The sequence below is a fragment of the Kitasatospora sp. NPDC093102 genome (genome assembly GCF_040683915.1).
In the GTDB taxonomy this organism is placed as follows: Bacteria; Actinomycetota; Actinomycetes; order Streptomycetales; family Streptomycetaceae; genus Kitasatospora.
Genome location: NZ_JBFBFA010000051.1, coordinates 1 through 21993, shown reverse-complemented (window position 1 = coordinate 21993; position 21993 = coordinate 1). Strand labels below are relative to the sequence as shown.

22 protein-coding genes are annotated in these 21993 nt (G+C 73.6%); 7 read left to right on the top strand and 15 right to left on the bottom strand.

Translation table 11 applies throughout. From position 1 onward, the window contains the following. Position 1: 1 nt before the first annotated feature. From AB0O11_RS34670 to AB0O11_RS34655, 4 genes are all read right to left on the bottom strand, one after another. Positions 2-271, bottom strand: coding sequence for a type II toxin-antitoxin system RelE/ParE family toxin (locus tag AB0O11_RS34670; protein ID WP_363395025.1), 270 nt, complete (start codon positions 269-271; stop codon positions 2-4). Further along, complete coding sequence (locus AB0O11_RS34665) at positions 268-540, bottom strand: type II toxin-antitoxin system Phd/YefM family antitoxin (RefSeq protein ID WP_363395022.1); 273 nt, start codon at positions 538-540, stop codon at positions 268-270. The genes AB0O11_RS34670 and AB0O11_RS34665 overlap by 4 nt, the downstream gene beginning before the upstream one ends. 46 nt (positions 541-586) lie before the next feature. Then, positions 587-1498: a DNA-3-methyladenine glycosylase 2 family protein gene (locus AB0O11_RS34660; RefSeq protein ID WP_363395019.1), complete on the bottom strand. Its 912-nt coding sequence runs from the start codon at positions 1496-1498 to the stop codon at positions 587-589. Positions 1499-1687: 189 nt separating this feature from the next. Further along, positions 1688-2833: an N-acetylmuramoyl-L-alanine amidase gene (locus tag AB0O11_RS34655; RefSeq protein ID WP_363395016.1), complete on the bottom strand. Its 1146-nt coding sequence runs from the start codon at positions 2831-2833 to the stop codon at positions 1688-1690. Between the two features lie 103 nt (positions 2834-2936). Between AB0O11_RS34655 and AB0O11_RS34650 the strand changes: the two genes are divergently transcribed. The 3 genes from AB0O11_RS34650 (at position 2937) to AB0O11_RS34640 (ending at position 6879) form a co-directional block, all read left to right on the top strand. Then, on the top strand, positions 2937-3728 hold the full coding sequence (locus tag AB0O11_RS34650; protein WP_363395013.1) for a TIGR03089 family protein: 792 nt from the start codon (positions 2937-2939) through the stop codon (positions 3726-3728). Positions 3729-3764: 36 nt separating this feature from the next. Continuing rightward, a complete protein-coding gene (locus tag AB0O11_RS34645) occupies positions 3765-5063 on the top strand; it encodes an LCP family protein (RefSeq protein ID WP_363395010.1) in 1299 nt (432 codons plus the stop codon). 223 nt (positions 5064-5286) lie between these two features. Then, entirely contained in the window at positions 5287-6879 is a 1593-nt protein-coding gene (locus AB0O11_RS34640; RefSeq protein ID WP_363395007.1) for an LCP family protein, read from the top strand. 249 nt (positions 6880-7128) lie between these two features. Here the strand turns inward: AB0O11_RS34640 and AB0O11_RS34635 are convergent, their stop codons facing one another. The 5 genes from AB0O11_RS34635 to ssuE form a co-directional block, all read right to left on the bottom strand. Next, positions 7129-8169 carry a glycosyltransferase family 2 protein gene (locus tag AB0O11_RS34635; RefSeq protein ID WP_363395003.1) on the bottom strand — a complete coding sequence of 347 codons (1041 nt, stop codon included), beginning with the start codon at positions 8167-8169 and terminating at the stop codon, positions 7129-7131. Between the two features lie 162 nt (positions 8170-8331). After that, complete coding sequence (locus AB0O11_RS34630; RefSeq protein WP_363395000.1) at positions 8332-10368, bottom strand: hypothetical protein; 2037 nt, start codon at positions 10366-10368, stop codon at positions 8332-8334. Positions 10369-10522: 154 nt separating this feature from the next. After that, positions 10523-13090: an FtsX-like permease family protein gene (locus AB0O11_RS34625; RefSeq protein ID WP_363394997.1), complete on the bottom strand. Its 2568-nt coding sequence runs from the start codon at positions 13088-13090 to the stop codon at positions 10523-10525. Positions 13091-13109: 19 nt separating this feature from the next. Next, the gene (locus AB0O11_RS34620) at positions 13110-13877 is read right to left on the bottom strand and encodes an ABC transporter ATP-binding protein (protein WP_363395071.1); all 768 of its coding nucleotides are present in this window, start codon (positions 13875-13877) and stop codon (positions 13110-13112) included. Between the two features lie 344 nt (positions 13878-14221). After that, positions 14222-14776, bottom strand: coding sequence for an NADPH-dependent FMN reductase (gene ssuE / locus AB0O11_RS34615; RefSeq protein WP_363394994.1), 555 nt, complete (start codon positions 14774-14776; stop codon positions 14222-14224). A 785-nt stretch (positions 14777-15561) separates the two neighbouring features. On the opposite strand from ssuE, the gene AB0O11_RS34610 reads away from it, so the two are divergent. Then, positions 15562-16530: an LCP family protein gene (locus tag AB0O11_RS34610; RefSeq protein WP_363394991.1), complete on the top strand. Its 969-nt coding sequence runs from the start codon at positions 15562-15564 to the stop codon at positions 16528-16530. Positions 16531-16569: 39 nt separating this feature from the next. Then, entirely contained in the window at positions 16570-17064 is a 495-nt protein-coding gene (locus AB0O11_RS34605) for a hypothetical protein (RefSeq protein ID WP_363394988.1), read from the top strand. Here AB0O11_RS34605 and AB0O11_RS34600 read toward each other — a convergent pair. Continuing rightward, positions 17061-17627, bottom strand: coding sequence for a hypothetical protein (locus tag AB0O11_RS34600; protein ID WP_363394985.1), 567 nt, complete (start codon positions 17625-17627; stop codon positions 17061-17063). The genes AB0O11_RS34605 and AB0O11_RS34600 overlap by 4 nt on opposite strands. Before the next feature lie 281 nt (positions 17628-17908). Next, positions 17909-18403 carry a peptidylprolyl isomerase gene (locus tag AB0O11_RS34595; protein WP_363394982.1) on the bottom strand — a complete coding sequence of 165 codons (495 nt, stop codon included), beginning with the start codon at positions 18401-18403 and terminating at the stop codon, positions 17909-17911. 195 nt (positions 18404-18598) lie between these two features. Between AB0O11_RS34595 and AB0O11_RS34590 the strand changes: the two genes are divergently transcribed. Further along, a complete protein-coding gene (locus AB0O11_RS34590; RefSeq protein ID WP_224283741.1) occupies positions 18599-18982 on the top strand; it encodes a MerR family transcriptional regulator in 384 nt (127 codons plus the stop codon). A 6-nt stretch (positions 18983-18988) separates the two neighbouring features. Here AB0O11_RS34590 and AB0O11_RS34585 read toward each other — a convergent pair whose 3' ends face one another. Next, the gene (locus AB0O11_RS34585; RefSeq protein ID WP_363394979.1) at positions 18989-19642 is read right to left on the bottom strand and encodes a methyltransferase domain-containing protein; all 654 of its coding nucleotides are present in this window, start codon (positions 19640-19642) and stop codon (positions 18989-18991) included. 71 nt (positions 19643-19713) lie between these two features. Between AB0O11_RS34585 and AB0O11_RS34580 the strand changes: the two genes are divergently transcribed. Beyond that, a complete protein-coding gene (locus AB0O11_RS34580) occupies positions 19714-20310 on the top strand; it encodes an NAD(P)H-dependent oxidoreductase (RefSeq protein WP_363394976.1) in 597 nt (198 codons plus the stop codon). Here AB0O11_RS34580 and AB0O11_RS34575 read toward each other — a convergent pair. From AB0O11_RS34575 to AB0O11_RS34565, 3 genes are all read right to left on the bottom strand, one after another. Next, positions 20303-20791 (bottom strand): GNAT family N-acetyltransferase, encoded by a 489-nt coding sequence (locus AB0O11_RS34575; protein WP_363394973.1) that lies wholly within the window; start codon positions 20789-20791, stop codon positions 20303-20305. The two genes, AB0O11_RS34580 and AB0O11_RS34575, sit on opposite strands and share 8 nt — an antisense overlap. A 74-nt stretch (positions 20792-20865) precedes the next feature. Then, positions 20866-21732, bottom strand: a complete 867-nt coding sequence (locus tag AB0O11_RS34570) for an oxidoreductase (protein ID WP_363394970.1) — start codon at positions 21730-21732, stop codon at positions 20866-20868. Positions 21733-21902: 170 nt separating this feature from the next. Beyond that, positions 21903-21993: acyl-CoA dehydrogenase family protein (locus tag AB0O11_RS34565; RefSeq protein WP_144385854.1), on the bottom strand; the 91-nt coding region annotated here is incomplete at its 5' end.

The following is a 21993-nucleotide window of genomic DNA, read 5'->3' as shown; positions in this document are numbered from 1 at the left end:
ATCAGAGGCTTCGGCAGATCTCGCGGCGGTTGCCCACCTTCACGACGAGGATCACCAACACGTCGTCGTGGATCTCGTACGCCACGCGGTAGATGCCGACGCGGAGACGGTAGAGGCCCGCATGGCCCGTCAGCTTCTTGACATCCGGTCCGTCAGCATACGGATCGTCGCCGAGCAGGGTGAGCGCGGCGAGAATCTGCATGGCATCAGCCTGGCCGATGCCGCGTAGATTCCGCCGGGCGTGCGAGGTGAATCGGAACGCGTACTTCACGCAGCGCTCCCGGCGGCGCCCGGAGGCTCTTCGAAGAGGTCCGCCAGGAGTTCGGCCATGCTCACCGTGGGTTCGTTCCGGTGCTTCTCCGCCTCACGGGCAAGGAGCTCGTCTTCCGCGTCCTCTATGGCGTCGAGAATCTCGATCGGCACGACCGCGCCGACGCGCTCTCCCTTGCGCGTGATCACGGTGATCTCTCCGGCCTCGGCCTGGGTGACCACCTCGGCGAGGCGTGCGCGCAGTTCCCGGATGTTCAGTGCGTCGGTCATGACTCAAGCGTACACATCCGGGTGTACACCAGGCGGTGCTTTCCGCTCAGCGGTGGCGGTGGTCGTTGGGGGTCAGGCGGGGGCCGTAGCGGGGGGCGCGGGCGCCGGTGGACAGCAGGAGGCGGCAGACCCGGTGGCGCTGGGGGCGGTAGGGCTCCAGCAGGGCGAGCATCTGGGCGTCGTCGCTGCGGGGGCGGCCGGCCAGCGCCCAGCCGACCAGGTTGGGCAGGTGGAAGTCCCCGACCGAGACCGCGTCCGCATCACCGTTGCTCCGCTGCAGGGTCTCGGCGGCCGTCCAGACTCCGATGCCCGGAACCGTGGTGAGGCGGGCGAAGGCCTCCTCGTGGCCCATCGCCGAGGCCGCCTCCAGTCGCGGCGCCAGCCGGACCGCGCGCATGATCGTCGCGGAGCGCTTGGGGTCCACGCCCGCCCGGTGCCACTCCCAGCTCGGCACCATGGCCCACTCGCGGGCCGACGGCGCCACCCGCATGCCCTCGGCCGGGCCCGGCGCCGGGGTGCCGAAGTCCCGCAGCAGGGTGCGCCACGCGCGGTAGGCCTCGTCGGTGGTGACCTTCTGCTCCAGGATCGCCGGGACCAGCGACTCCAGCACCAGGCCGGTCCTGGTCAGCCGGACTCCGGCGGTACGGCGCTGGGCGTCCCGCAGCGGGCCGGGCGGCAGGACCAGGGCCTCCGGGACGTCCTCGGCGCCGAGCAGGGCGGGGAGCCGGTCGAGGAGCCAGTCCGCGCCCGGACCCCAGGCGCTCGCCTCCACCTCGCCGGCGGCCGGACGCGGCAGCACGCGCAGGGTGCCGATGCCGGCCGGGGTGCGGGAGGCGCGCCAGACGGCGCCGTCGCCGGTGCTGCGGTACGCCGGGTCCGCGGGGCCGCGGCGCAGCGGGAGCAGGGTGCGGGCGACGTCCAGCGGGAAGGCCGGGCGCCAGCGCCGTACTGCTTCCACTGTGCTGTCGCCTCCCGTGTTGCCTCCGGATATGAACGATACGCGGGGGGTCGGACGGACCAGGAGGGGCGGCGGCCGGGCACCGGGATCGGGCGGCCCGAGTCGCCTTCCGCCACGCGCAGTTCCCCGCGGCCCTGTCGGGACGCGGGGAAGGAGGGAGGTGGGGAGGAAGGAGCGGACGCGTCGGGGTCAGGAGGCCTGGAGGCCGGCCGCCGTGGCGCGCAGGTCGGGGAGTCGGGCGTAGAGGGCACTGCCCGGGCATTCGGTGGCGACGGCGTCGCGGTGGCCGGAGATGGCGTCGAAGTCGACGACGGTGCCCTTGGGGTAGCGGCTGGAGGAGGAGCCGGAGGTGAGCTTGGTGCGGCCGTCGGCGGGTTGGGCGGTGAGGCCGAGCTTCCAGGCGGCGATGGCGGCGAGGCCGTCGAGGAGGGGCTGGGCCGGCTGGTCGTCGACGTAGGTGCCGATCGCGGCGATGCCGGCGGAGTCGGTGTTGAAGCCGAGGGTGTGGGCCCCGTGGACGGACCGCTCGACGCCGCCGGCCCGGCCCTCGTAGACGGAGCCACAGCGGTCGATCAGGAAGTTGTAGCCGATGTCCCGCCAGCCGTTGGTCTCCACGTGGTACTGGTAGATCGCCCGGATCATCCGGGGTGCGTCGGTGCAGGCGTACTCGGTGGCGGTGTCGGTGTGGTGGACGAAGACCTCGCGGACCGGGCCGGTGTACACGAAGTCCGGGTCGCGCAGCGACTCGTCGGCGCCCCAGCCGGCCCGGGTGACGATCGCCGGGCGCGGAGCCTGGCCGTTGGCCTCGGCGTGCGACCCCGTCGGCGGCTCGGACAACGCCCTCGGCGGCTCCGCGGGCAGGATCTTCGCGGCGGTCGAGGCGGCGCCGTTCCCCGGGTCGACCAGGTCGAGCCGCAGCCCGGGCGGCACTCCGGCGGGCCCGGGCCGGACCTCGACCGCGACGCCGTTGCTGCGGCCGGTCCACAGCGGGGCGGTGGCGCCGCGCGCCGCGAGGTCGGGGCCGTCCGTGGAATCGGCCTCCAGCCGGTGCCAGTCCGTCCAGCGGCCGGTGGCCGCGTCCCGGGTGCGGACCCGGACCACCGCGCCGGCGAGTGCGTCCGCCGGGCCGTCCCAGCCGAGGCCGAGGAGTTCGAACGGTTCGGTGCCGCGCGGGGCGAGGCCGAACCCGGCGGGCAGCGGGAGGGAGGTGGTCGAGCCGCCGCCGGCGAAGTCACGGCGCTGCGGTATCGGTGAGGGGGTCGCAGCGGCGGCGGGCTGGAGGAGGAGGGCAGTGGTGCAGCCGGCAAGCAGGGCGGCTGGTAGTGAGAAGCGCATAAAACGGATCGTCGCCGCAAACCGGACCGCCCGCACGCCGCTCCGCACCCGTTCGGCCGCCCCTCCCGGCCTCCCACCCGAAGGCCGTAGGCTGGGGCGCACCATGACTGCGCCTTTCGCTGCCGATGCCCGCACCCCCGTCGAGCTGCTGCACGCATTCCTGCGCGGCGGCACCCCTTCGGTCGATCCCGCGGCCCCGCTGGTCACCTTCTACGACGACGCCACCGGCGAACGGGTGGAGCTGTCCGCCCGCACCTTCGACAACTGGGTGGCCAAGACCGCCAACCTCCTCCAGGACGAGCTGAACGCCGGCCCCGGCGACCGGGCGGCGCTGCTGCTGCCCGCCCACTGGCAGAGCGCCGTCTGGCTGCTGGCCTGCTGGTCGGTCGGGGTGACGGCGGTGCCGAGCGGCGACCCGGCCGCCGCCGACCTGGTGGTCAGTGGCCCGGACGGACTGGAGGCCGCCCAGGCCTGCGAGGGCGAGCGGGTCGCGCTCGCGCTGCGCCCGCTCGGCGGCCGCTTCCCGCAGCGCCCGGACGGCTTCCTCGACTACGCCGCCGAGGTGCCCGGCCAGGGCGACCGCTTCGCGCCGTACTCCCCCGTCGCCCCGGACGGGCAGGCGCTGGAGACCGCGGTGGACGGGCTGCCGCTGAAGCTGACGGGGGAGCAGACCGTGGCACTGGCCCGGGAGGGCGCGGTGCGGCTCGGCCTGAAGCCCGGCGACCGGGTTCTGTCCACCCTCGCGTACGACGACTGGACGGGTCTGGAGGCCGGTCTGCTGGCGCCGCTGGCGGCCGGCGCCTCGGTGGTGCTGTGCCGCAACTCGCAGGCGCTGGACGCCGGGCAGTGGGAGAAGCGAACGGAATCCGAACGGGTGACGCTGCGCCTCGGCTAACCCCCGACCCGGCCCTGGCGGGTAGGAATCGCTGCCATGGCCGAGGACGACACCGAGCACCCCCCGACCGCCCCTCCCCCGAAGAACGGTCCCGCGCAGGACGGCCCGTCGACGGACACCCCTCCGGGCGGGACCGGACGCCGGCGCCGGCGCCGGCGGTGGCTGATCGCCACCGCCGGCGTCGGCGCGTTCCTGCTGGTCGCCGCCGGGGTGCTGTTCTGGATCGCCTACCGCAAGCTGGACGGCAACATCCGCACCGACTCGGCCACCGACCGGCTGCTCGCCGAGCTGGAGGCCGAGCGGCCGAACCGCACCGCCGGAGCACAGGGCGCCGAGAACCTCCTGCTGATCGGCAGCGACGACCGCTCCGGCCCGAACGGCGCGTACGGCGGTGAGGCGGGCGGCCAGCGCTCGGACACCACGATCCTGCTGCACCTGGCCGCCGACCGGAAGCGCGCGACCGCGGTCTCCGTCCCGCGCGACGTCATGGTCGCCGTCCCCGCCTGCGAGCAGCCGGGCGGCGCCCGCAGCACGCCCGCGCTGATGCAGTTCAACCAGGCCTTCCAGACGGGCGGCCCGGCCTGCTCGATCCGGACCGTCGAGCAGCTGAGCGGCATCAGGATCGACCACTACGTGATCCTCGACTTCAGCGGTTTCAAGACGATGGTGGACGCGATCGGCGGGGTCGAGGTGTGCGTGCCGCAGCCGATCCACGACAAGGACGCCAAGCTCGATCTGCCGGCCGGCCGGCGGAGCCTGCACGGCGAGCAGGCGCTCGGCTACGTCCGGGCCCGGGAGAGCCTGGGCGACGGCAGCGACACCCAGCGCATGGGCCGCCAGCAGCAGTTCCTGGCCTCGCTGGTCCGCAAGGTGCAGTCGCAGGGCGTGCTGCTGAACCCGGCGAAGCTGTGGCCGGTGCTGGACGCCGCGACCTCCTCGGTCCGGGCGGACGGCGGGCTGTCCTCGCTCGGCGCGCTGTACGACCTCACCCGGGACCTGCGCGGCATCCCCTCGGTGGACGTGGCCCTCCTGACCGCGCCGCGCCGTCCGTACCGCTACGACTCGGACCGGGACGAGTTCGTGCAGCCGCAGACCGGTCAGCTGTTCGCGGCGCTGCGGGAGGACCAGCCGGTCGCCGTCCGGCCGCCCGCGCCCACGGTCTCGCCGGGCCCGGTCCAGGGGGCGGAACCCTCGCCGGGGACGGCGGCGGGCCCGGAGTCGGGCACCGGGACGGGCGCGACGGCCGAGGCGGCGGCGAACGCATCGCCCACGGCGGACGCCTCGCCCACCTTCGAGGGGCGCACCGCCGACGTGGACGCCTGCGCCCCGCACTGAGCCGACTGCCCTCCGGACGCCCCCGGGGCGCTCCGGCCGGTGCCGCCGACCACTCCGGATGCTTCCGCAATTGCTCGGCCACGAGCGGTATTTACCTCCGCGCTGCCAGAACATGGCGGAGATCACATCGGGAACGACTCCCCCGTTCGGCTCGTCTACTGTGTCCGGATCGGCCCGTCCGTACGGGCGGTCCGCCATGACCGGTCGAAGGTAGGGAGCCCCCGTGCACGAGGAGCAACCGGAAGCCGGCCGGTTCCGGGTGGACCCGGCCCCCGGCCTCCCCCGGCAGCGCCGCCGGGTCGCCGAAGCGCCCGAGGCGCCGGCCGCGGAGGGCCGCCGGGACAGCCGGCGACGGGCGGCCGCGCTCGCCAAGCGCAACCGGCGCCGCCGGGCGGTCAAGTGGACGGCCGGGGCGGGCGCCCTGGTGATGGTGGCGGGCTGCGGCGGGGCGTACTACCTGTACCGGCACTTCAACGACAACCTGACCTCGGTCAAGGTCCAGCTGGGCGACGAGTCCGAGCGCCCCCCGGCCGCCGGGGACGCACTGAACATCCTGGTGATCGGGACGGACAGCCGGGAGGGCCTCGGGCGGGAGTACGGCGACGAGGGCAGCACCGGGCACGCCGACACCACCCTGCTGTTCCACATCGCCAAGGACCGCTCCAACGCGACGGTGGTCAGTCTCCCGCGCGACCTGATGGTGCCGATCCCGGAGTGCCTGGACGCCCAGGGGAAGAAGATCCAGGGCTCGCCCCGGGACATGTTCAACAAGAGCCTCGGCCAGGAGGGACGCGACGCGGGCTGCACCTGGAAGACCATCGAGAAGACCACCGGCATCCGGGTCGACCACTTCGTGCAGGTCAACTTCGAGGCGGTGAAGACCCTGTCCACCGCGGTCGGCGGGGTCGAGGTCTGCGCGGCCAAGGACATCGACGACTCGGGCTCCCACCTCAAGATGACCAAGGGGCGGCACGTGATCGAGGGCGAGGAGGCGCTGGCCTTCGTCCGTACCCGGCACGCGGTCGGCCAGGGCGGCGACCTCACCCGGATCCCGCTCCAGCAGCAGTTCATCAGCTCGATGATCCGCAAGATCAAGAGCGACGACACCCTGACCAGCCCGGCCAAGCTCTACAAGCTCGCGGACGCCGCCACCAAGGCGCTCACCGTGGACTCCGGCATCGGCAGCGTGGACAAGCTCAAGGACCTCGCGCTGGACATCAGCAAGGTGGACACCAAGAACATCACCTTCGCCACCGTCCCCGTCCTGGACGACCCCAAGGACGAGAACCGGCTGGTGCTCAAGCAGCCGGACGCCCAGCAGCTGTTCGCGATGATCGCGGGCGACCGCTCGCTGACCGAGACCGCCGCACCGCCCGCCCCCGAGGCCCCGGCCACCGGCGCCGCGCCCGCGTCGCAGGCCCCGACCGCCACCGCCCCGGCCCCCGCCACCAAGGGCATCCAGCTGACGGTGCGCAACGGCAGCGGCAAGCGCGGACAGTCCGGGCCGACCGTGGAGAAGCTCCGGGCGAAGGGCTTCGACAAGGCCGCCGTGGGCAGCGACGCACCGCTCGCCGAGACCACCACGGTGTCCTACCCGACCGGCCAGGAGGCCCAGGCCTACGCCCTGGCCGCCGCCCTCGGCCTGCCCGGTGACGCCGTCCGGCCGGCCGCGAAGCCGGACCCGAAGGGCGGGCTGCTGCTGGTGCTCGGCAAGGACGTGCTGGCCGCCCCCGCCAACCCGACGGAGGCGCCCACCGAGGCCCCCGCGGACCTCCAGCGGGTGCAGGCGGACGACACCGACGTCTGCGCCAAGTAGCGACGACAGGCCCCTCCGGGCGCAGGGGGTTCCGTCTTCCTCGCGGTACCGCTCGGCGGTCCGGAGGCACCCCCGGCGGCCGTCCGCCGACCGAGCAGCTCCGACGGAGCGCCACCCCCTCGGCCGGGCCGCCGTCCCGGCGCCGGTCGCGGCCCGTTCGCCGGCGTCCGTGCCCGGCTCGGTCCGGGCCGCCCCCGACCCGTCCTCAACTGTCGCCGTGCGCACCGGCGACAGCGGTGCCGAAACGAATCAGCTGGTTTTCGAGAGCACGTCCTTGGAGGACGGGCCGACGCTGGCGATCACTCTTCGGGCCAGCGAGCGCGGTGAGGTCAGGAAGCCGAATCCCCAGCTGAGGTGCATGGTCGCGAAGGCCACCGGCAGCAGCGTCCTGGCCTTGAACGACAGTCCGCGGCCCTCGACCGCCGCGCCGCCGAGGATGCCCAGCAGGTACGCGCCGGGCACCGTGAGGAAGCCCGGATGGACGGCGACGCCGAGCACCAGGCCGAGGACGACCGCCGCCAGCGCGGTCGGCGGGGCGAGGTAGCGCAGGTTGACCGAGCCGCGGTGGTAGCGGGTGACCACCCGGCGCCAGCGGCCGTAGTCCTTGTACTGCTTGGCCAGCGCCCGCACCGAGGGGCGGGGCCGGTACGTCACCTTGAGCTGCGGGGTGAACCAGACCAGGCCGCCGTCCTGGCGGATCCGGTAGTTCAGCTCCCAGTCCTGGGCGCGGATGAACTCCTCGTTGTAGCCGCCGAGCTTCTCCAGCACCTCGCGCCGGAACACCCCGAGGTAGACGGTGTCCGCCGGGCCGGCCAGGCCGCCGGTGTGGAAGGCCGCGTTCCCGACGCCGATCTTGGAGGTCATCGCGGTGGCGACCGCGTTCTCCCACTCGGTCTCGCCCTCGGCGTGCATGATGCCGCCGACGTTGGCCGCGTCCATCTCGCCGAGCAGCCGGACCGCCGTGGTGATGTAGCCGGGGGTGAGCAGGCCGTGGCCGTCCACGCGCACGACTATCGGGTGCCGGGAGCCCCGGATCGCAGCGTTCAGCCCGGCCGGTGTCCGGCCGGTGGGGTTCTCCACCGTCCGCACCCGCCCGTCCTCGGCCACCAGCTCGGCCGCGATCTCCGCGGTGCGGTCGGTGGATGGACCGAGGGCGATCACCACCTCGATCGGCCCGGGGTACTCCTGGTCCAGGATGCGCCGGACCGCCGTGCGCAGGTGACGTTCCTCGTTGAGCACCGGCATGATCACGGAAACAGCCGGCAGCTCCTCAGCAGCCTTGGTGTTCATCGGGGCCAACCGTACCGGTGCGGACGCGTCCTCGTCTTGTCCCGGTCCGGGCGGCCGCGGGCGCCTCGCGGCGCGCCACCGGTACTGTGATCAAGAACACCGTACTCCTCCTTTACGCGCAGCCTGGAAGCGGTGTGGATCCGGTGCCCGTCCGGGGCGGGTTCAGAGGGCGTAGTGGGCGACGGTGAACACCGCGTAACCGGTCAGCGCGAGCCGGTTCACCAGGTGCTGGGGGCCGCCCAGCCGGTCCGGCAGGGCCTGCGCCGGGCGCAGGTCGGGGCGGTGGGCGGCGGTGGCGACGGTCCGGGCCAGCGCCACCGGGTCGTACCGGCCGCCGAAGAGGGCGGCCAGCCAGACCGTCGGGCGGCTGAAGAAGGAGAACTCCCGGCCGCTGCGCAGCCGGATGGTGAGCAGGTTCCGGTGCACCGCCGCCGCGGAGATCTCCGTCCACCGGTAGCTGCGGGTGCGCAGCGCGGTAGCCACCCGCAGGCCGTTGCGGTCGGCCACCAGCTGCCAGGACAGCGTCTGGGCGCAGGCGAGGATCGCCAGCGACCCGATCCACAGCGGGCGCAGCAGCCCCTCCCACCAGCCGTCGTCGTCGAGCAGCACGACGGCGGTGGCGACCAGCAGCGCCGCCAGCGGTCCGGCCGCCGCCCGCAGCGGCAGCGGCATCTCCCAGCGGCGGGCGGCCAGTGGCTCGGCGTCCGGGCCGGCCTCGGGGGCGGCGGCGACCGTGTCGGCGGTCAGCGCGGCGACGGCCAGCTCGCGTTCGCGGTAGCGCCCGGAGCGCCGGCCGAGGCGCGGGGCCCGGGCGGCGGGGGCGATCACGGCCGCCACCCAGTGCGGGTCGCCGTCCAGCAGGCCGGGGCGGACGAGCAGCTGGGGGTCGGGCCCGTCCGGACCGCCGTGGAGCACGGCCGGCACGGTGCGGCCGGCCCGGGCCAGCCAGGCGGCGGCCTGTTCCGGGGTGGCGCGGTCGAAGAGCTCGCCGTACTCCTCCTCGTCCGGGTCGTGCCGCAGTTCCGGCTCGGGGTAGTCCTCCTCGTGGCCCTCCAGGTCGGGGTGCTCGGGCAGCCAGCCCGGGCCCGGGCGGTCCGGCATGTCCGGGTGGCCCTCCCGGGCCCAGTAGTAGCGCTCCCGCTCCTTCAGCCGCCACAGCGCGGGCCCGTCCGCCGGGCCGTCCACCGGGAGCACCAGCAGGTCGCCCTGGGCGTCGGCCCTGACCCGGACGGCCAGGGCGGGAGCGGCGCCCTCGAAGGCGGGCCGGGTGCGGCGCACGTCGTGGGCCAGGGCGGAGCCGAGCAGCAGCAGCCCGGGCAGGGCGAGCAGGCCGCCGAGGAGCGCCTCGCCGGACAGGTCGTAGTCGTCGCCCAGCGCGCGGACCCGGTCGCCGTCCAGCAGCAGCGGAATCGCCTGCCCCGGCTGCGGGCGCTCGGCCCACCACACGTCCAGCTTCGCGGTGGGCCCGGCGGCGCTGCCGGGCGGTGCGGCAACCAGCACGTCACCGCGCTGGGGGGCCTGGTAGTGGACGGTCAGCAGGCCGTCCTGGTCGAACTCCCCGGCGGTGCCGGTGACCCGCACGGCCGCGCCGTCCCGCTCCTCCTGCTGGTACTGCGCCCACAGGCCGTACAACGGCAGCGCGGCGGCGGCTACCAGGAACAGGCCGCCGAGCACCCGCCGCCCGACCGGCGGGTGCGGGGGGTGGACGGGCGAGGGCGCCCCGGCGGCCGTCCAGGGAAAGGAGACGGGCGGGGCCATCAGTTCGTCGAGCTGCTGGCGGGCCCGTCGGCGGCCGAGGTCGGCGACGATCAGGACGGCGGCCAGCAGCAGGTGCAGCAGCACGGCGGACCAGCGGGCGAGCGGGGTGACCAGGCCGTTCGGGAGGTACCAGAACAGGGCCAGGGCGGCGACCGGGACGAGCGGCCGGACGCGGGGTCTGCCGACCAGCACGATGGCCTCGGCCGGCAGCGTCCAGACGGCCAGGGTCTCGCCCCAGGTCTCCCGGCAGATGCCCTGGGCGTTGCAGACCCCTCCGCTGTCCGGCTCCACGGCGGCGGCCAGGGCCAGGAAGGCGATCGGCAGCAGCGCGAGCCACCGGCTGTCCAGCCGCCAGGCGGTCCGGGCGGCGCGCCAGCGGGCGGCGGCCGCGGTGGTGAGGGGCGCGGCGCTGGGCAGGGGCGGGGCGTCCGAGGGGAACATCGGACGATCATCCCAGCACGGGGGAAACGGAACGCACCCCAGCCGGAGCCGTCGGGCACGGGCGGGGAACGGCACCGGGGCCGGGTGCTGTGCGCGCCCGGCCCCGTTCCCCCGTTCCCCCGTGCCCTGGGGCCCGGCGCCCCCCGGCGCCGGGTCAGTCCGTCGCGATGGCCGCGAGGACGTTCATCCGTCCGGCCCGGAAGGCCGGGACGAGCGCGGCGAACAGGCCGATCAGCACCGAGGAGACCAGCGTGATCGCCACCATGGTGGTCGGGACGGAGAGCGTCCCGAGGCCCTGGTCCCGCAGCACCCCCTGGACGGTGACGCCCCAGGCGAGGCCCAGCCCGGTGCCGAGGACGGCGCCGAACACCGCGATCACCACGGACTCCAGCCGGATCATCCGGCGCAGCTGGCGGCGGGAGAGCCCGATCGCCCGCAGCAGGCCGATCTCGCGGGTCCGCTCGACCACCGACAGCGCCAGGGTGTTGACCACGCCGAGCACCGCGACCGTGATCGAGAGGGCGACCAGCCCGTAGATCAGGTAGAGCAGGGTGTTGACCTGGGACTGCACCAGCTCCTTGTAGCCGGCCTGGTCCTTGACGGTCAGCTGCGGGTACTCCTTGAGCCCGTCCTGCAGGGCGGCCAGCGTCCTGGCGACGTCGGTGCCCGGGGAGGCCTTGGCGAAGACGGTCTCCACCTGCGGCTGCTCGGCGGCGGGGACCGCCTTGGCCATGGTGTCCAGGTCCACGAAGGAGCCGTTGCCGAACAGCTCGCCCTTGGCGAAGACCACCCCGACCGGCAGCTCCTGGACGTGGCCCTTGCCGTAGTCGACGGTCACCCGGTCCCCGACCTTCAGGCCGAAGTCCTTCGCGAAGGCCTCGCCGATCCCCAGCGAGCCGCGCCCGATCGAGTCCACCGCACCGGACTTGACGGTCGGACGGAAGTCGGTGGCGAAGAAGGCGGGCGGCACGGCGTCCAGGCCGGTCTTCGCCTGCCGTCCGTCCGGCAGCTGGACCTTGGCGTGGAAGCCCTTCTGGACGGTGACGTGGTCGATGCCCGGGGTCCGGCGCACGATGTCCGTCATCTCGGTGGTGACCTCTGCGCGGCCGCCGCCGATGATGTAGTCCACACCCACCGACTTGTCGATCTGCGCGCCGGCCGAGGTGACCGCCGAGGAGCTGAAGACCGAGGAGGCGATCACCAGCGCCAGGCCGATCATCAGCGCGGCGGCGGTGGCGCCGGTCCGACGCGGGTTGCGCATCGCGTTGCGCTGGGCGAGCTTGCCGGACGGCCCGAACAGCGTCGGCAGCAGCGCACCGAGCACCCGGACGACGGCCGAGGCCAGCAGCGGGCCGAGCACCACGAACCCGATCAGGGTGAGCACCACGCCCAGGCCCAGGTACTGGCCTCCGGTGGCCGCCTTCTCCGCCCGCGCGCCGAGCACCAGCAGGGCGCCGCCGCCGGCCGTCAGCAGCAGGCCGAGGACCGTACGGACCAGGTTGGCGCGGCCCTCGGCCGGAGTGCCGTGGTCGCGCAGGGCGGCCATGGGCGAGATCCGGCTCGCCCGGCGGGCCGGGAACCAGGCCGCGACCAGGGTGACCACGATGCCGAGCGCGTAGCCGGCGGCGAAGACGTCCGGCCCGACCTGGAGGTCGGCCGTCTTGAGGTCCATGCCGAGCGCGTTCATCAGCTTGATCAGGCCGACCGCGACGCCCAGGCCGGCCGCCACCCCGAGGGTCGAGCCGAGCACGCCCAGGATCAGCGCCTCGACCAGCACCGAGCGGTTGACCTGCCGTCGGCTGCCGCCGATGGCGCGCAGCAGGCCGATCTCCCGGGTGCGCTGGGCGACCAGCATCGAGAAGGTGTTGACGATCAGGAACGCGCCGACGATCGCCGAGACGAGGGCGAAGCCGAGCATCGCGTACTTCATGAAGTCGAGGCTGCTGCCGACCTGCTTGGTGTTCTCGTCCTTCTGCTCGGCCGCGGTCTTGACCTGGTAGCCGCCGCCGATCCTGGCCGCCGTGTCGGCCTTGAGCCGGTCGTTGCCGAGGCTGCCGTCCCCGAAGGCCTCGATCGAGGTGTAGGCGGGCTCGCCGAGCAGCATCTGCTGAGCGGTCGGGGTGTCCAGGAAGCCGAGCGCCGCGCCCGGGTTGGTGGCGGTGAAGGTGGCGATGCCGACGATGGTGAGGTCGTGGCGGCCGCCGGAGTTCTCGACCCTGATCCGGTCGCCGAGGCCGAGCCTGGCCTTCTTCGCGGTGTCCGCGTCCAGCACCAGCTCGCCGGAGCCGCTCGGCGCGTGGCCGGAGGTGATGGTGACCGGGTTGCGCGGGGTGTCGGTCCAGTTGCCGAGCAGGGTGGGTGCGCCGGTGGTCGGGCCGACCAGCTTGTTGGTGGCCGGGTCGACCAGGACCGCGTTCCCGACCATGACCTGGCCGACGGCCTTCTTCACGCCCGGCACCGCGGCGACCTGGTCGGCGAGCGCGACCGGGACGGTCTGCGGCTTGACGGCGGCCTGCTGCTCCTCGTCCTCGGCCGGCTTGGGCGGCTGGACCGAGACGTCGGAGGCGGTCGCGGCGAAGAGCTTGTCGAAGGTGCCGGTGGCGGTGCCGGAGAACACCAGGGTGCCGGAGACGAAGGCCACCGACAGCACGACGGCGATGAGCGAGAGCGCCATCCGGCCCTTGTGGGCGAAGAAGCTCCGCAGTGAGGTCTTGAGCAGCATGATGGTGTCGTCCCGCCGCTCAGCTGGTGCGCTTGCCGTCGAAGCGGCGCATGCGTTCGAGGACGGAGTCGGCGGTGGGCGCGTGCATCTCGTCCACGATCACGCCGTCGGCGAGGAAGAGCACGCGGTCCGCGTAGCCGGCCGCGACCGGGTCGTGGGTGACCATCACGATGGTCTGGCCCAGCTCGTCGACCGAGCGGCGCAGGAAGGTCAGCACCTCGGCGCCGGAGCGGGAGTCGAGGTTCCCGGTGGGCTCGTCCCCGAAGATGATCTCGGGGCGGGCGGCCAGTGCCCGGGCCACCGCGACGCGCTGCTGCTGGCCGCCGGAGAGCTGGGTGGGGCGGTGCTTGAGCCGGCCGGACAGGCCGACCGTCTCCACCACCTGGTCCAGCCAGGCCTGGTCGGGCTTGCGCCCGGCGATGTCCATCGGGAGCGTGATGTTCTCCAGCGCGTTCAGGGTCGGGAGCAGGTTGAACGCCTGGAAGATGAAGCCGATCTTGTCGCGCCGGAGCCTGGTGAGCTGCTTGTCCTTGAGGCCGGTGACCTCGGTGTCGCCGATCCAGATCCGCCCGGAGGTGACCGTGTCGAGGCCCGCCAGGCAGTGCATCAGGGTGGACTTGCCGGAACCCGAGGGGCCCATGATCGCGGTGAACCGGCCGCGCTGAATGTCGACGTCGACCGCGTCGAGCGCGGTCACCCTGGTCTCGCCCGCGCCGTACGCCTTGGTGACCTGACGGGCCGACGCGGCGACGGCGGACGCTCCGCCGGGAAGCTGGGGGTCGTACACGGCTGCTGCTGCCGTCGTCACTGGACTCTCCTATGGAAGATGCGCTCACCCGTTGGCCCCCAGCCTCACGGGCCCGCCCGCCTCGCGACATGGCGCAGGCGGTAGTCCTCGACCGGGAGTTGTCTCCACCCTCCCGGTGGACCTGGCCACCGGACCCGACGTGATCGGGCCGCTTCCTGGCGGGTGGGGATGTGTGAACCACGTTAGGAGTCGTCGGCAAAGGGCTCGTCATCCGCCGGAATGAAGCCGCTCAACCAAGGTTCTACGGGGCGCGGCGCGGGTCCCCCTAGGGGTCGCCGCGGCCCGTCTCGGGGACGCCCCGTACGGGCCGCGGCGACGGTCCGTCAGCTCGTCAGCGCGGGTGCGGCCAGGCGTTCCAGGGCCGTGGCGAAGCCCTCCACGACCGGGGCCAGCAGCGTTTCGGTCCCGCGCTCCACCAGGGTCGTCCCGTCCTCCCGGGCGGTGATGTGGCGGTCGAGCACGAACCAGCCCTGGGTGATGTGGCCGGCGCCCATCGAGCTGAGCACCGGGCGCAGCGCGTAGTCCACCGCGAGGACGTGCGCGTGCGAGCCGCCGGTGGCGAGCGGCAGGACGGCCTTGCCGGTCAGCGCGTACTGCGGGAGCACGTCCAGCAGGGCCTTCAGCAGGCCCGAGTAGGCGGCCTTGTAGACGGGGGTGCCGATGACCACGCCGTCGGCGCGGGCGAACAGCTCGGTGACGGCGACGATCTCGGGGTGGTCGAAGTCGCCCGACAGCAGCGCCTGCGCGGGCAGGCTGCGGGCCTCGAAGGGGACGACGTGGTGGCCGCGCTCCGCCAGCCGCGCGTCGACGTGGCGCAGCAGTCGGGTGGTGCGGGAGGTGGCGGACGGGGAGCCGGAAACGGACAGGACGACGGCCATGGGTTCACCTCTGGCTGGAAGCGGGGCGGCACGGCACAGCGGGGGAAGGCGCTGCGGTGGGGGCCGGTACCGGGAACGGTGCGCGGGGCACCGGGGGGCGCTGCGTCGGGCGGACGTGCGCGGGGAGGACGGGATTCGACGGGCGAGTGTCAGCCGCGACAGAGCGAACAGGCCACACCACGCCGCAGGTCGACGTGCCGCCGACGCGTGAGTGCCCAACGCTGGTCCATGCCCGGAATGCAAACACGCTGTGTTCGCGCTGGTCAAGAAACGTTTCAGCAGCCGGAACGCCGGGTGTCCGGACGTTGCGGCGGAACGATCCGGCACATGCATCAAAACTGCTACAAGAGGCCTGGCGGACCCCCCGGGGGGAGTCAGCCCCACCGGGGTCGGGCATCCTCGTCGGCATGAACACGTGGCAGCAGGGCCGCCCGGGGGGCGGCGGGAACCCGTACGGCGGGAACGGCGGAGGCGGCTCGGCCGAGCCGCCGCTGCCGTCCTCGCTGAACCCGCGCGGGCCGGGGGCGCCCGCGCCACGGCAGCCGGGGCAGCCGGGGCCGTCCCGGCTCGGCGGTGTCCCGCCACAGGGGGCCGGCGCACCCGGTGCCCGTCCCGCCGGCCCGGGGCGGCCCGGTGGCCCGGGCGGGCCCGGTGGCCCGGGCGGGCCCGGCGGTCCCGGCGGTCCCGGTGGTCCCGGCGGTCATGGTCGCCCGGGTGGCCCGGGTGGGCCTGGCGGCACCCGCCCGGCCGGTGCCCAGGCCCGGCGCTGGCCGCGGCGGCGGATCGTGAAGTGGTCGGTCTTCGGCGTGCTGATCGCCGTCATGGTGACCGCCGTCTCCACCTGGTTCTGGGCGGACTCCAAGCTCAACCACGAGAACGTGCTCGCCGACTACCCCGGCCGCCCGGCCGCGGGCAAGGGCACCAACTGGCTGATCGTCGGCTCCGACAGCCGCCAGGGCCTCACCGACACCGAGCAGGACGACCTGCACACCGGGCACGACACCGAGGGCAAGCGCAGCGACTCGATGATGATCCTGCACGTCGGGGACAACGGGAACACCCTGATGAGCATCCCGCGCGACTCCTGGGTGCCGATCCCCGAGCACCCGGGCAGCAACGGCAAGCCGGTCAAGGGCACCACCGCGAAGATCAACTCGGCCTTCGGCAACGGCGGCGGCCGGCTGCTGGTCCAGACCGTCGAACAGAACACCGGCATCCGGATCGACCACTACGCCGAGATCGGCTTCGGCGGCTTCGTCGGCGTCGTCGACTCGATCGGCGGCGTCGAGATGCACATCGACCAGGACGTCAAGGACAAGGACTCCGGGCTCGACCTCAAGGCCGGCGACCAGACCCTCAGCGGCAAGCAGGCCCTGGCCTTCGTCCGCCAGCGCCACCAGATGGCCGACCAGGACCTCGGCCGGATGCGCAACCAGCAGAAGTTCCTCGGCGCCCTGGCCCACCAGGCCGCCTCCCCGGGCAACCTGCTGAACCCGTTCACCTTCTACCCGCTGGTCGACTCGGCGCTCGGCACCCTGATCGTCGACGAGGACTGCGGGCTGACCGACCTCGGCTCGCTCTTCCTCGCCATGAAGGACGTCAACGGCGGCAGCGGCAAGTCGCTGACCGTGCCGATCGGCAACCCGGACTACCGGACCAAGACAGGCGAGTCCGCCGTGCTGTGGGACACCAACAAGTCCAAGCAGGTCTTCGACGCCTTCAAGAACGACACCGCGGTACCGGAGTTCAAGTAGCCTTGTGACTTCTCGTGACGACGCCGCCACAATGGGTGGATGTCGCTCGTCACCGCGCTGATCCGCCACCGCCGCCACCGCCTCCTGGGCCGCCTGGTCCAGGAGGCGCTCGCGCTCTACGGGATGGAGGTGCCCGCCGCCTGCGAGATCGGGCCCGGACTGGTCGTCTTCCACCGCGGCTTCGGCACCGTGCTGCACCCGTACACCACCCTCGGCGCCGGCGTGACGCTCTACAACGGCGTGACCATCGGCCGGGCGGATCCGTGGGTGCCGCAGGAGGAGAGCGCGATGCGGCGGGTGGTGGTCGAGGACGGCGCGGTGCTGTGCGCGGGCGCCAAGGTGGTGTGCAAGGAGGGCGTGCTGACCGTCGGCGCGGGCACCGTCGTCGGGGCCAACGCGGTACTCACCCGCTCGACCGGGCCCGGAGAGATCTGGGCCGGCGCACCGGCGCGCAAGGTGGGGATGCGGACAGGTGGCCGGGGGCCCTCGCCGGTGCCGGCCCGGCCCGCTCCGAGCCCCTCCGGAACGTCCTAGACGTACGGCAGCAGGCCGGTGCCGCACTCCGGGAAGCGGACCAGCCACTCCCCCTCGCCGCCGGCCGACTCGGTGGCGCCCGAGAAGCCGTAGTGGATCGGCTGCCCGTCGCCGCTCAGCCACCTCGCGTGGGTCAGCTGCACCGACAGCGAGGCCGGGCGGTGCGGGGCGGCGGCCGGGGCGGGCTGCTCCAGCACCAGTTCGTGCTCGGTCTCGCCGGGCCGGAAGGTCACCACGGTCTCGGTGCCGGGGCGGCGCGGGAAGGCGCCCGCCGGGTCCGTCCAGTAGGCGGCGACCATCACCGCGAGGGTGCCGTCCAGGCTGCCGGTGTCCGGCCGCACGTACTCCTCGTCCGCGACCCAGCGGGCGTGGTGGCGGATCTCCTCCGCACCCCACCGCTCGTCCCAGTGCACCCAGTAGCCCGCCACCCGCTTCACGGTCATGCCCTCGCGGGCGACCCTGACGGCGAACCGCGCCGGGCCGACCGGCTCACAGCCGGCCAGGGAGACCACCGTCACCTGTTCGTAGGTCACCTCGCCGTCGTCGGCGCCCTGCTCCACCATCGGTCAACCACCTTGCCGCAGAGTCGAGTTCGGCCGCGGCTGGGGCCGCGTCCGAATCGAGCGTAGGGCCCCGGCGACGGAAGGCGGCAGGATTGCCCGGTTCCGGCCCGGACGGCCGCGCTCCGGGCTACCCTGCCCGCCGCACCGCGGCCGGCCGCGGAACAGGCATGGAGACGAGCGTGGAGACGGGCGTGGAGACGGGTACGGAACCGCCCCGGAGCGGGAGGCCGGAAGATCCGACGTCCCGCTCCGGGGCGGTGCGTGCCAGGGGGCGGCGGTGATTACTCGACCACGCCGGACTTGGCGATGGCGATCTTGGCCGAGGTGCGGCCGCTCTGCGAGCCGAGGCCCTCGATCTTCTTGACCAGGTCCATGCCCTCGACGACCTCGCCGAAGACGACGTGCTTGCCGTCCAGCCAGTCGGTGACGATGGTGGTGATGAAGAACTGCGAGCCGTTGGTGTTGCGGCCGGCGTTGGCCATCGACAGCAGGCCCGGGCGGTCGTGCTTGAGCTGGAAGTTCTCGTCCGCGAACTTCTCGCCGTAGATGCTCTTGCCACCGGTGCCGTTGTGGTTGGTGAAGTCACCACCCTGGAGCATGAAGGCCGGGATCACGCGGTGGAAGCCGGAGCCCTCGTAGCCGAAGCCGTTCTGGCCGGTGGCCAGCTCGCGGAAGTTCCGGGCGGTCTTGGGGACGACCTCGTCGAACAGCTTGAAGACGATCCGGCCGGCCGGCTCGTCGTTGATCGTGATGTCGAAGAAAACGTTGGAAGCCATGCAGGGATCATGGCACGATCGCCTGTTCGCCGCGCGCCACCCCCGGACGGGTGAGCTCGCACGCGACTGTGTTATCCCTGCCGCCCGGTCGCGCGCTCCGGTTCGCGCCTCCCCGGCCGGAGCCGGCGTGGCTACCATCGAGGTCGGCTTCAGACCTTGGTGCGGGACGGCGACCGGGACGACGGGGTGGACGGCATGCGGATCGGCGAACTGGCCCGGCGGACGGGCGTGAGCGAGCGCTCGCTGCGCTACTACGAGCAGCAGGGCCTGCTGGCCGCCCGCCGCACCGAGGGCGGCCACCGGGAGTACCCGGAGGCCGCCGTCGACCGGGTCGTGCACATCCAGGAGCTGTTCGCGGCCGGACTGCACAGCCGCACCATCTACAAGATCCTCCCCTGCATGCGGGACTCCGACGGCAGCCCGAGCGAGATCGCCACCCCGCTGCTGGTCGACGAGCTCACCGCGGAGCGCGAGCGGATCGACCGGACGATCAACGACCTGCTGCGCTCCCGCGAGGTGCTGGACGAGGTGATCGCGGCCGCCTCCGGGCAGCCGCCGTCCTCGTCCGAGGCCGCGTAGGAGCCCTCAGGCCTTCGGCTTGCGGGCCAGCAGGTAGGCCTGCGGGGTCTTCTCGTCCGCCTCCGGCTCGCGGACCGTACGGGAGGTGACCGGCAGGCCGGCCTCCCGGGCCAGTTCCTCGACGTGCTCCGGCCGCAGTCGGCGGAAGTCCAGCGACACCGGGTACCCGAGGGGCCGCTCCTGGCGCGAGGGCTGGTCGCCGACCTGGAAGGCGAGCATCAGGTGGCCGCCGGGGGCGAGCACCCGGGCGAACTCGGCGAACACCTCGGGCAGCCGCTCCGCCGGGGTGTGGATGATCGAGTACCAGGCCACCACGCCCGTCAACTCCCCATCCTGGAACGGGAGGTCGAACATCGAGCCGACGCTGAACGGCACCTCCGGGTGGGCCTGCCGGGCCAGCTCGACCATCCGCGGCGAGAGGTCGATCCCGTGCACGTCCAGGCCGAGCCGGTGCAGCGGTCCGGTCATCCGGCCCGGGCCGCAGCCGAGTTCGGCCGTCCTGGCGTCCGGCCGCTCTTCGCGGACCAGGTCCGCGAAGAGCGCCAGCATCGCCCGGTCCATCGGCGTGCGGCTCAGATGGTCCCGGAAGAGGTCGGTGTATTCGGTGGCGATGGCGTCGTAAAACGCCCTGGTCTCGGTGAGGAAGTCCGGCTCGGTCATGGTCCGCGACCCTACCCGGCAGCTGCCGGCCGTAGCATCGATCCCGCCAACCAGCCCGAGGGGGACGGAAGATGAGCACGATCGGGGTCTACCTGGCGCATCCGCGGCCGGGCAGCTTCAACCACGCGCTGTACGGGGCCGTGGTGGACGAACTGCGCGGGCGCGGCTGCGAGGTACGCGCCCACGACCTCTGCGCGGAGGGCTTCGCGCCCCTGCTCACCGCCGAGGAGACCGGCACGGTGGCCGCGGCGGAACGGTCCGAGGATCCGCACCTGACCCTGCACCGGGCCGAGGTGGCCACCCTGGACGCGCTGGTGCTGATCCACCCCAACTGGTGGGGCATGCCGCCCGCGGTGCTCACCGGCTGGGTGCAGCGGGTGCTGGCCCCCGGCGTCGCGTACAAGCTCGGGACGGCCGACGGCGAGCCGGCCGGGCTGCTGCGGGCCGGGCGGGCGCTGGTGCTGAACACCTCGGACACCCCGGAGGCCCGGGAGCGCGAGGAGTTCGGCGACCCGCTGGAGCGGATCTGGGTGGCCTGCGTGCTGCCGTACGTCGGGGTCACCGACGTACGGCGGACGGTGTTCCGCACGGTCACCGACTCCCCCGCCGCCGAACGCGCCGGATGGCTGCGGCAGGCACGGGAGCAGGCGGCGGCACTGCTCAGCTGAGCGGCGGGAGGTCCAGTTCGGCGACGGTCTGGTCGCCGCTGGTCTCGCCGGTCGGGCGGAAGCCGAGGCGGGCGTAGAACTCCGCCGGGCCGTCCGGGCCCGGGACGTAGGTGACCGTCGCGCGGGTGCCGCCACGGCGGCGGATCTCGGCGCAGACCTGCTCGACGGCGAAGCGGCCGTAGCCGCCGCGCTGCTGCCCGGCGTCGATCAGCAGCCGCCACAGACCCGAGCGGGGGCGGTCGTCGGGGCGGTCGGGGTGGAAGGCGATGTCGAAGAAGGCCATCACGAAGCCGACCGGCCGCTCGCCGTCCAGGACCAGCCGGGGCCAGGCGGTCTCCCCGTGCACATAGGCCTCGGCCAGCGACTTCACCACCGGCGCCACCAGGCCCTCCTGGCCGGGGCGGACCCGCAGGGCGAGCGCGGCGTCGAGGTTCTCGGGGGTGAGGGGGGCCAGGCGGAGCGTGGCAGGCGTGGTCGGCACGGCGGGCAGCCTACGGAGCGCGGCTGCCCGCCGTCGCACGGTTTTCCGTCGCGGCCTTCCGACCGCCCGGCGGGCTACGCGCCGGCCGGGAAGTCGGTGCCGCGCCCGACCGCCGCCCAGGCCTCGGTCTCCTGGCGCGCCTCGTCGAGGGTGCCGAGGACGGCGTCCACCGCGTCACTGCCGAGCGCGAGCCGCAGCGGGGTCCGCTCGGCGGCCAGCGCGGCCAGGATCGCCTCGGCGGCCTTCACCGGGTCGCCGGCCTGCTTGCCGTCGGTGTCCGGCAGCCCGGTGCGGACCGGGGCGACGATCGGCTCGTACGCCTCGATCGGGGTGGAGTAGGCGAGCGCGCCGCCACCCGCGAAGCCGGTCCGGAACGCGCCGGGCTCCACGATCAACACCTTGATCCCGAAGCCGGCCACCTCCTTGGCCAGCGCCTCGGACAGCCCCTCCAGGGCGAACTTGGTGGCCGAGTAGGCGCCCACCCCGGGGAAGCTGAAGCGGCCGCCCATGCTGCTCATCTGCACCACCGCGCCCGAGCCCTGGGCCCGCAGGTGCGGCAGCACGGCCCGGGTGAGCGCGGCCGGGCCGAAGAAGTGCAGCTCCATCAGGTCCCGCAGCTCGCGGTCGGTGGACTCCTCGACGGCCCCGACCAGCCCGCGCCCGGCGTTGTTCACCAGGACATCGATCCTGCCGTGCCGCTGGACGGTCTCCGCGACGACCGCCGCGATCCGCTCCTGGTCGGTGACGTCCAGGGCGACCGGGAAGAGCCGGTCCGGGTGCGCGGCGGCCGGTTCCGCCAGCGTCTCGGGGCGCCGGGCGGCGGCCACGACGGTGTCACCGGCCGCCAGTGCGGCCTCGGCGATCGCCCGGCCGAAGCCGGAGTTGGCGCCGGTGACCAGCCAGACCTTGCCGGCGGGGTGCTGCTCAGGGGTGCTGCTCATGATCGTCGATCTCCCGCAATCGTCGTGCCCCTGCAAAGAATTGACGATCATTTATGACATCGACGAGGGCGCCACGTCCAGGAAGGTTCGACGCCGGACGAAACACGGCCCCCGACCGCGGACCTGCGGTCGGGGGCCGTACGTGCCGAGCCCGGGGCTGCGGCTTCGGGTTACGGGAGGTTGCGGGCCATCACGATCCGCTGGACCTGGTTGGTCCCCTCGTAGATCTGCGTGATCTTCGCGTCCCGCATCATCCGCTCC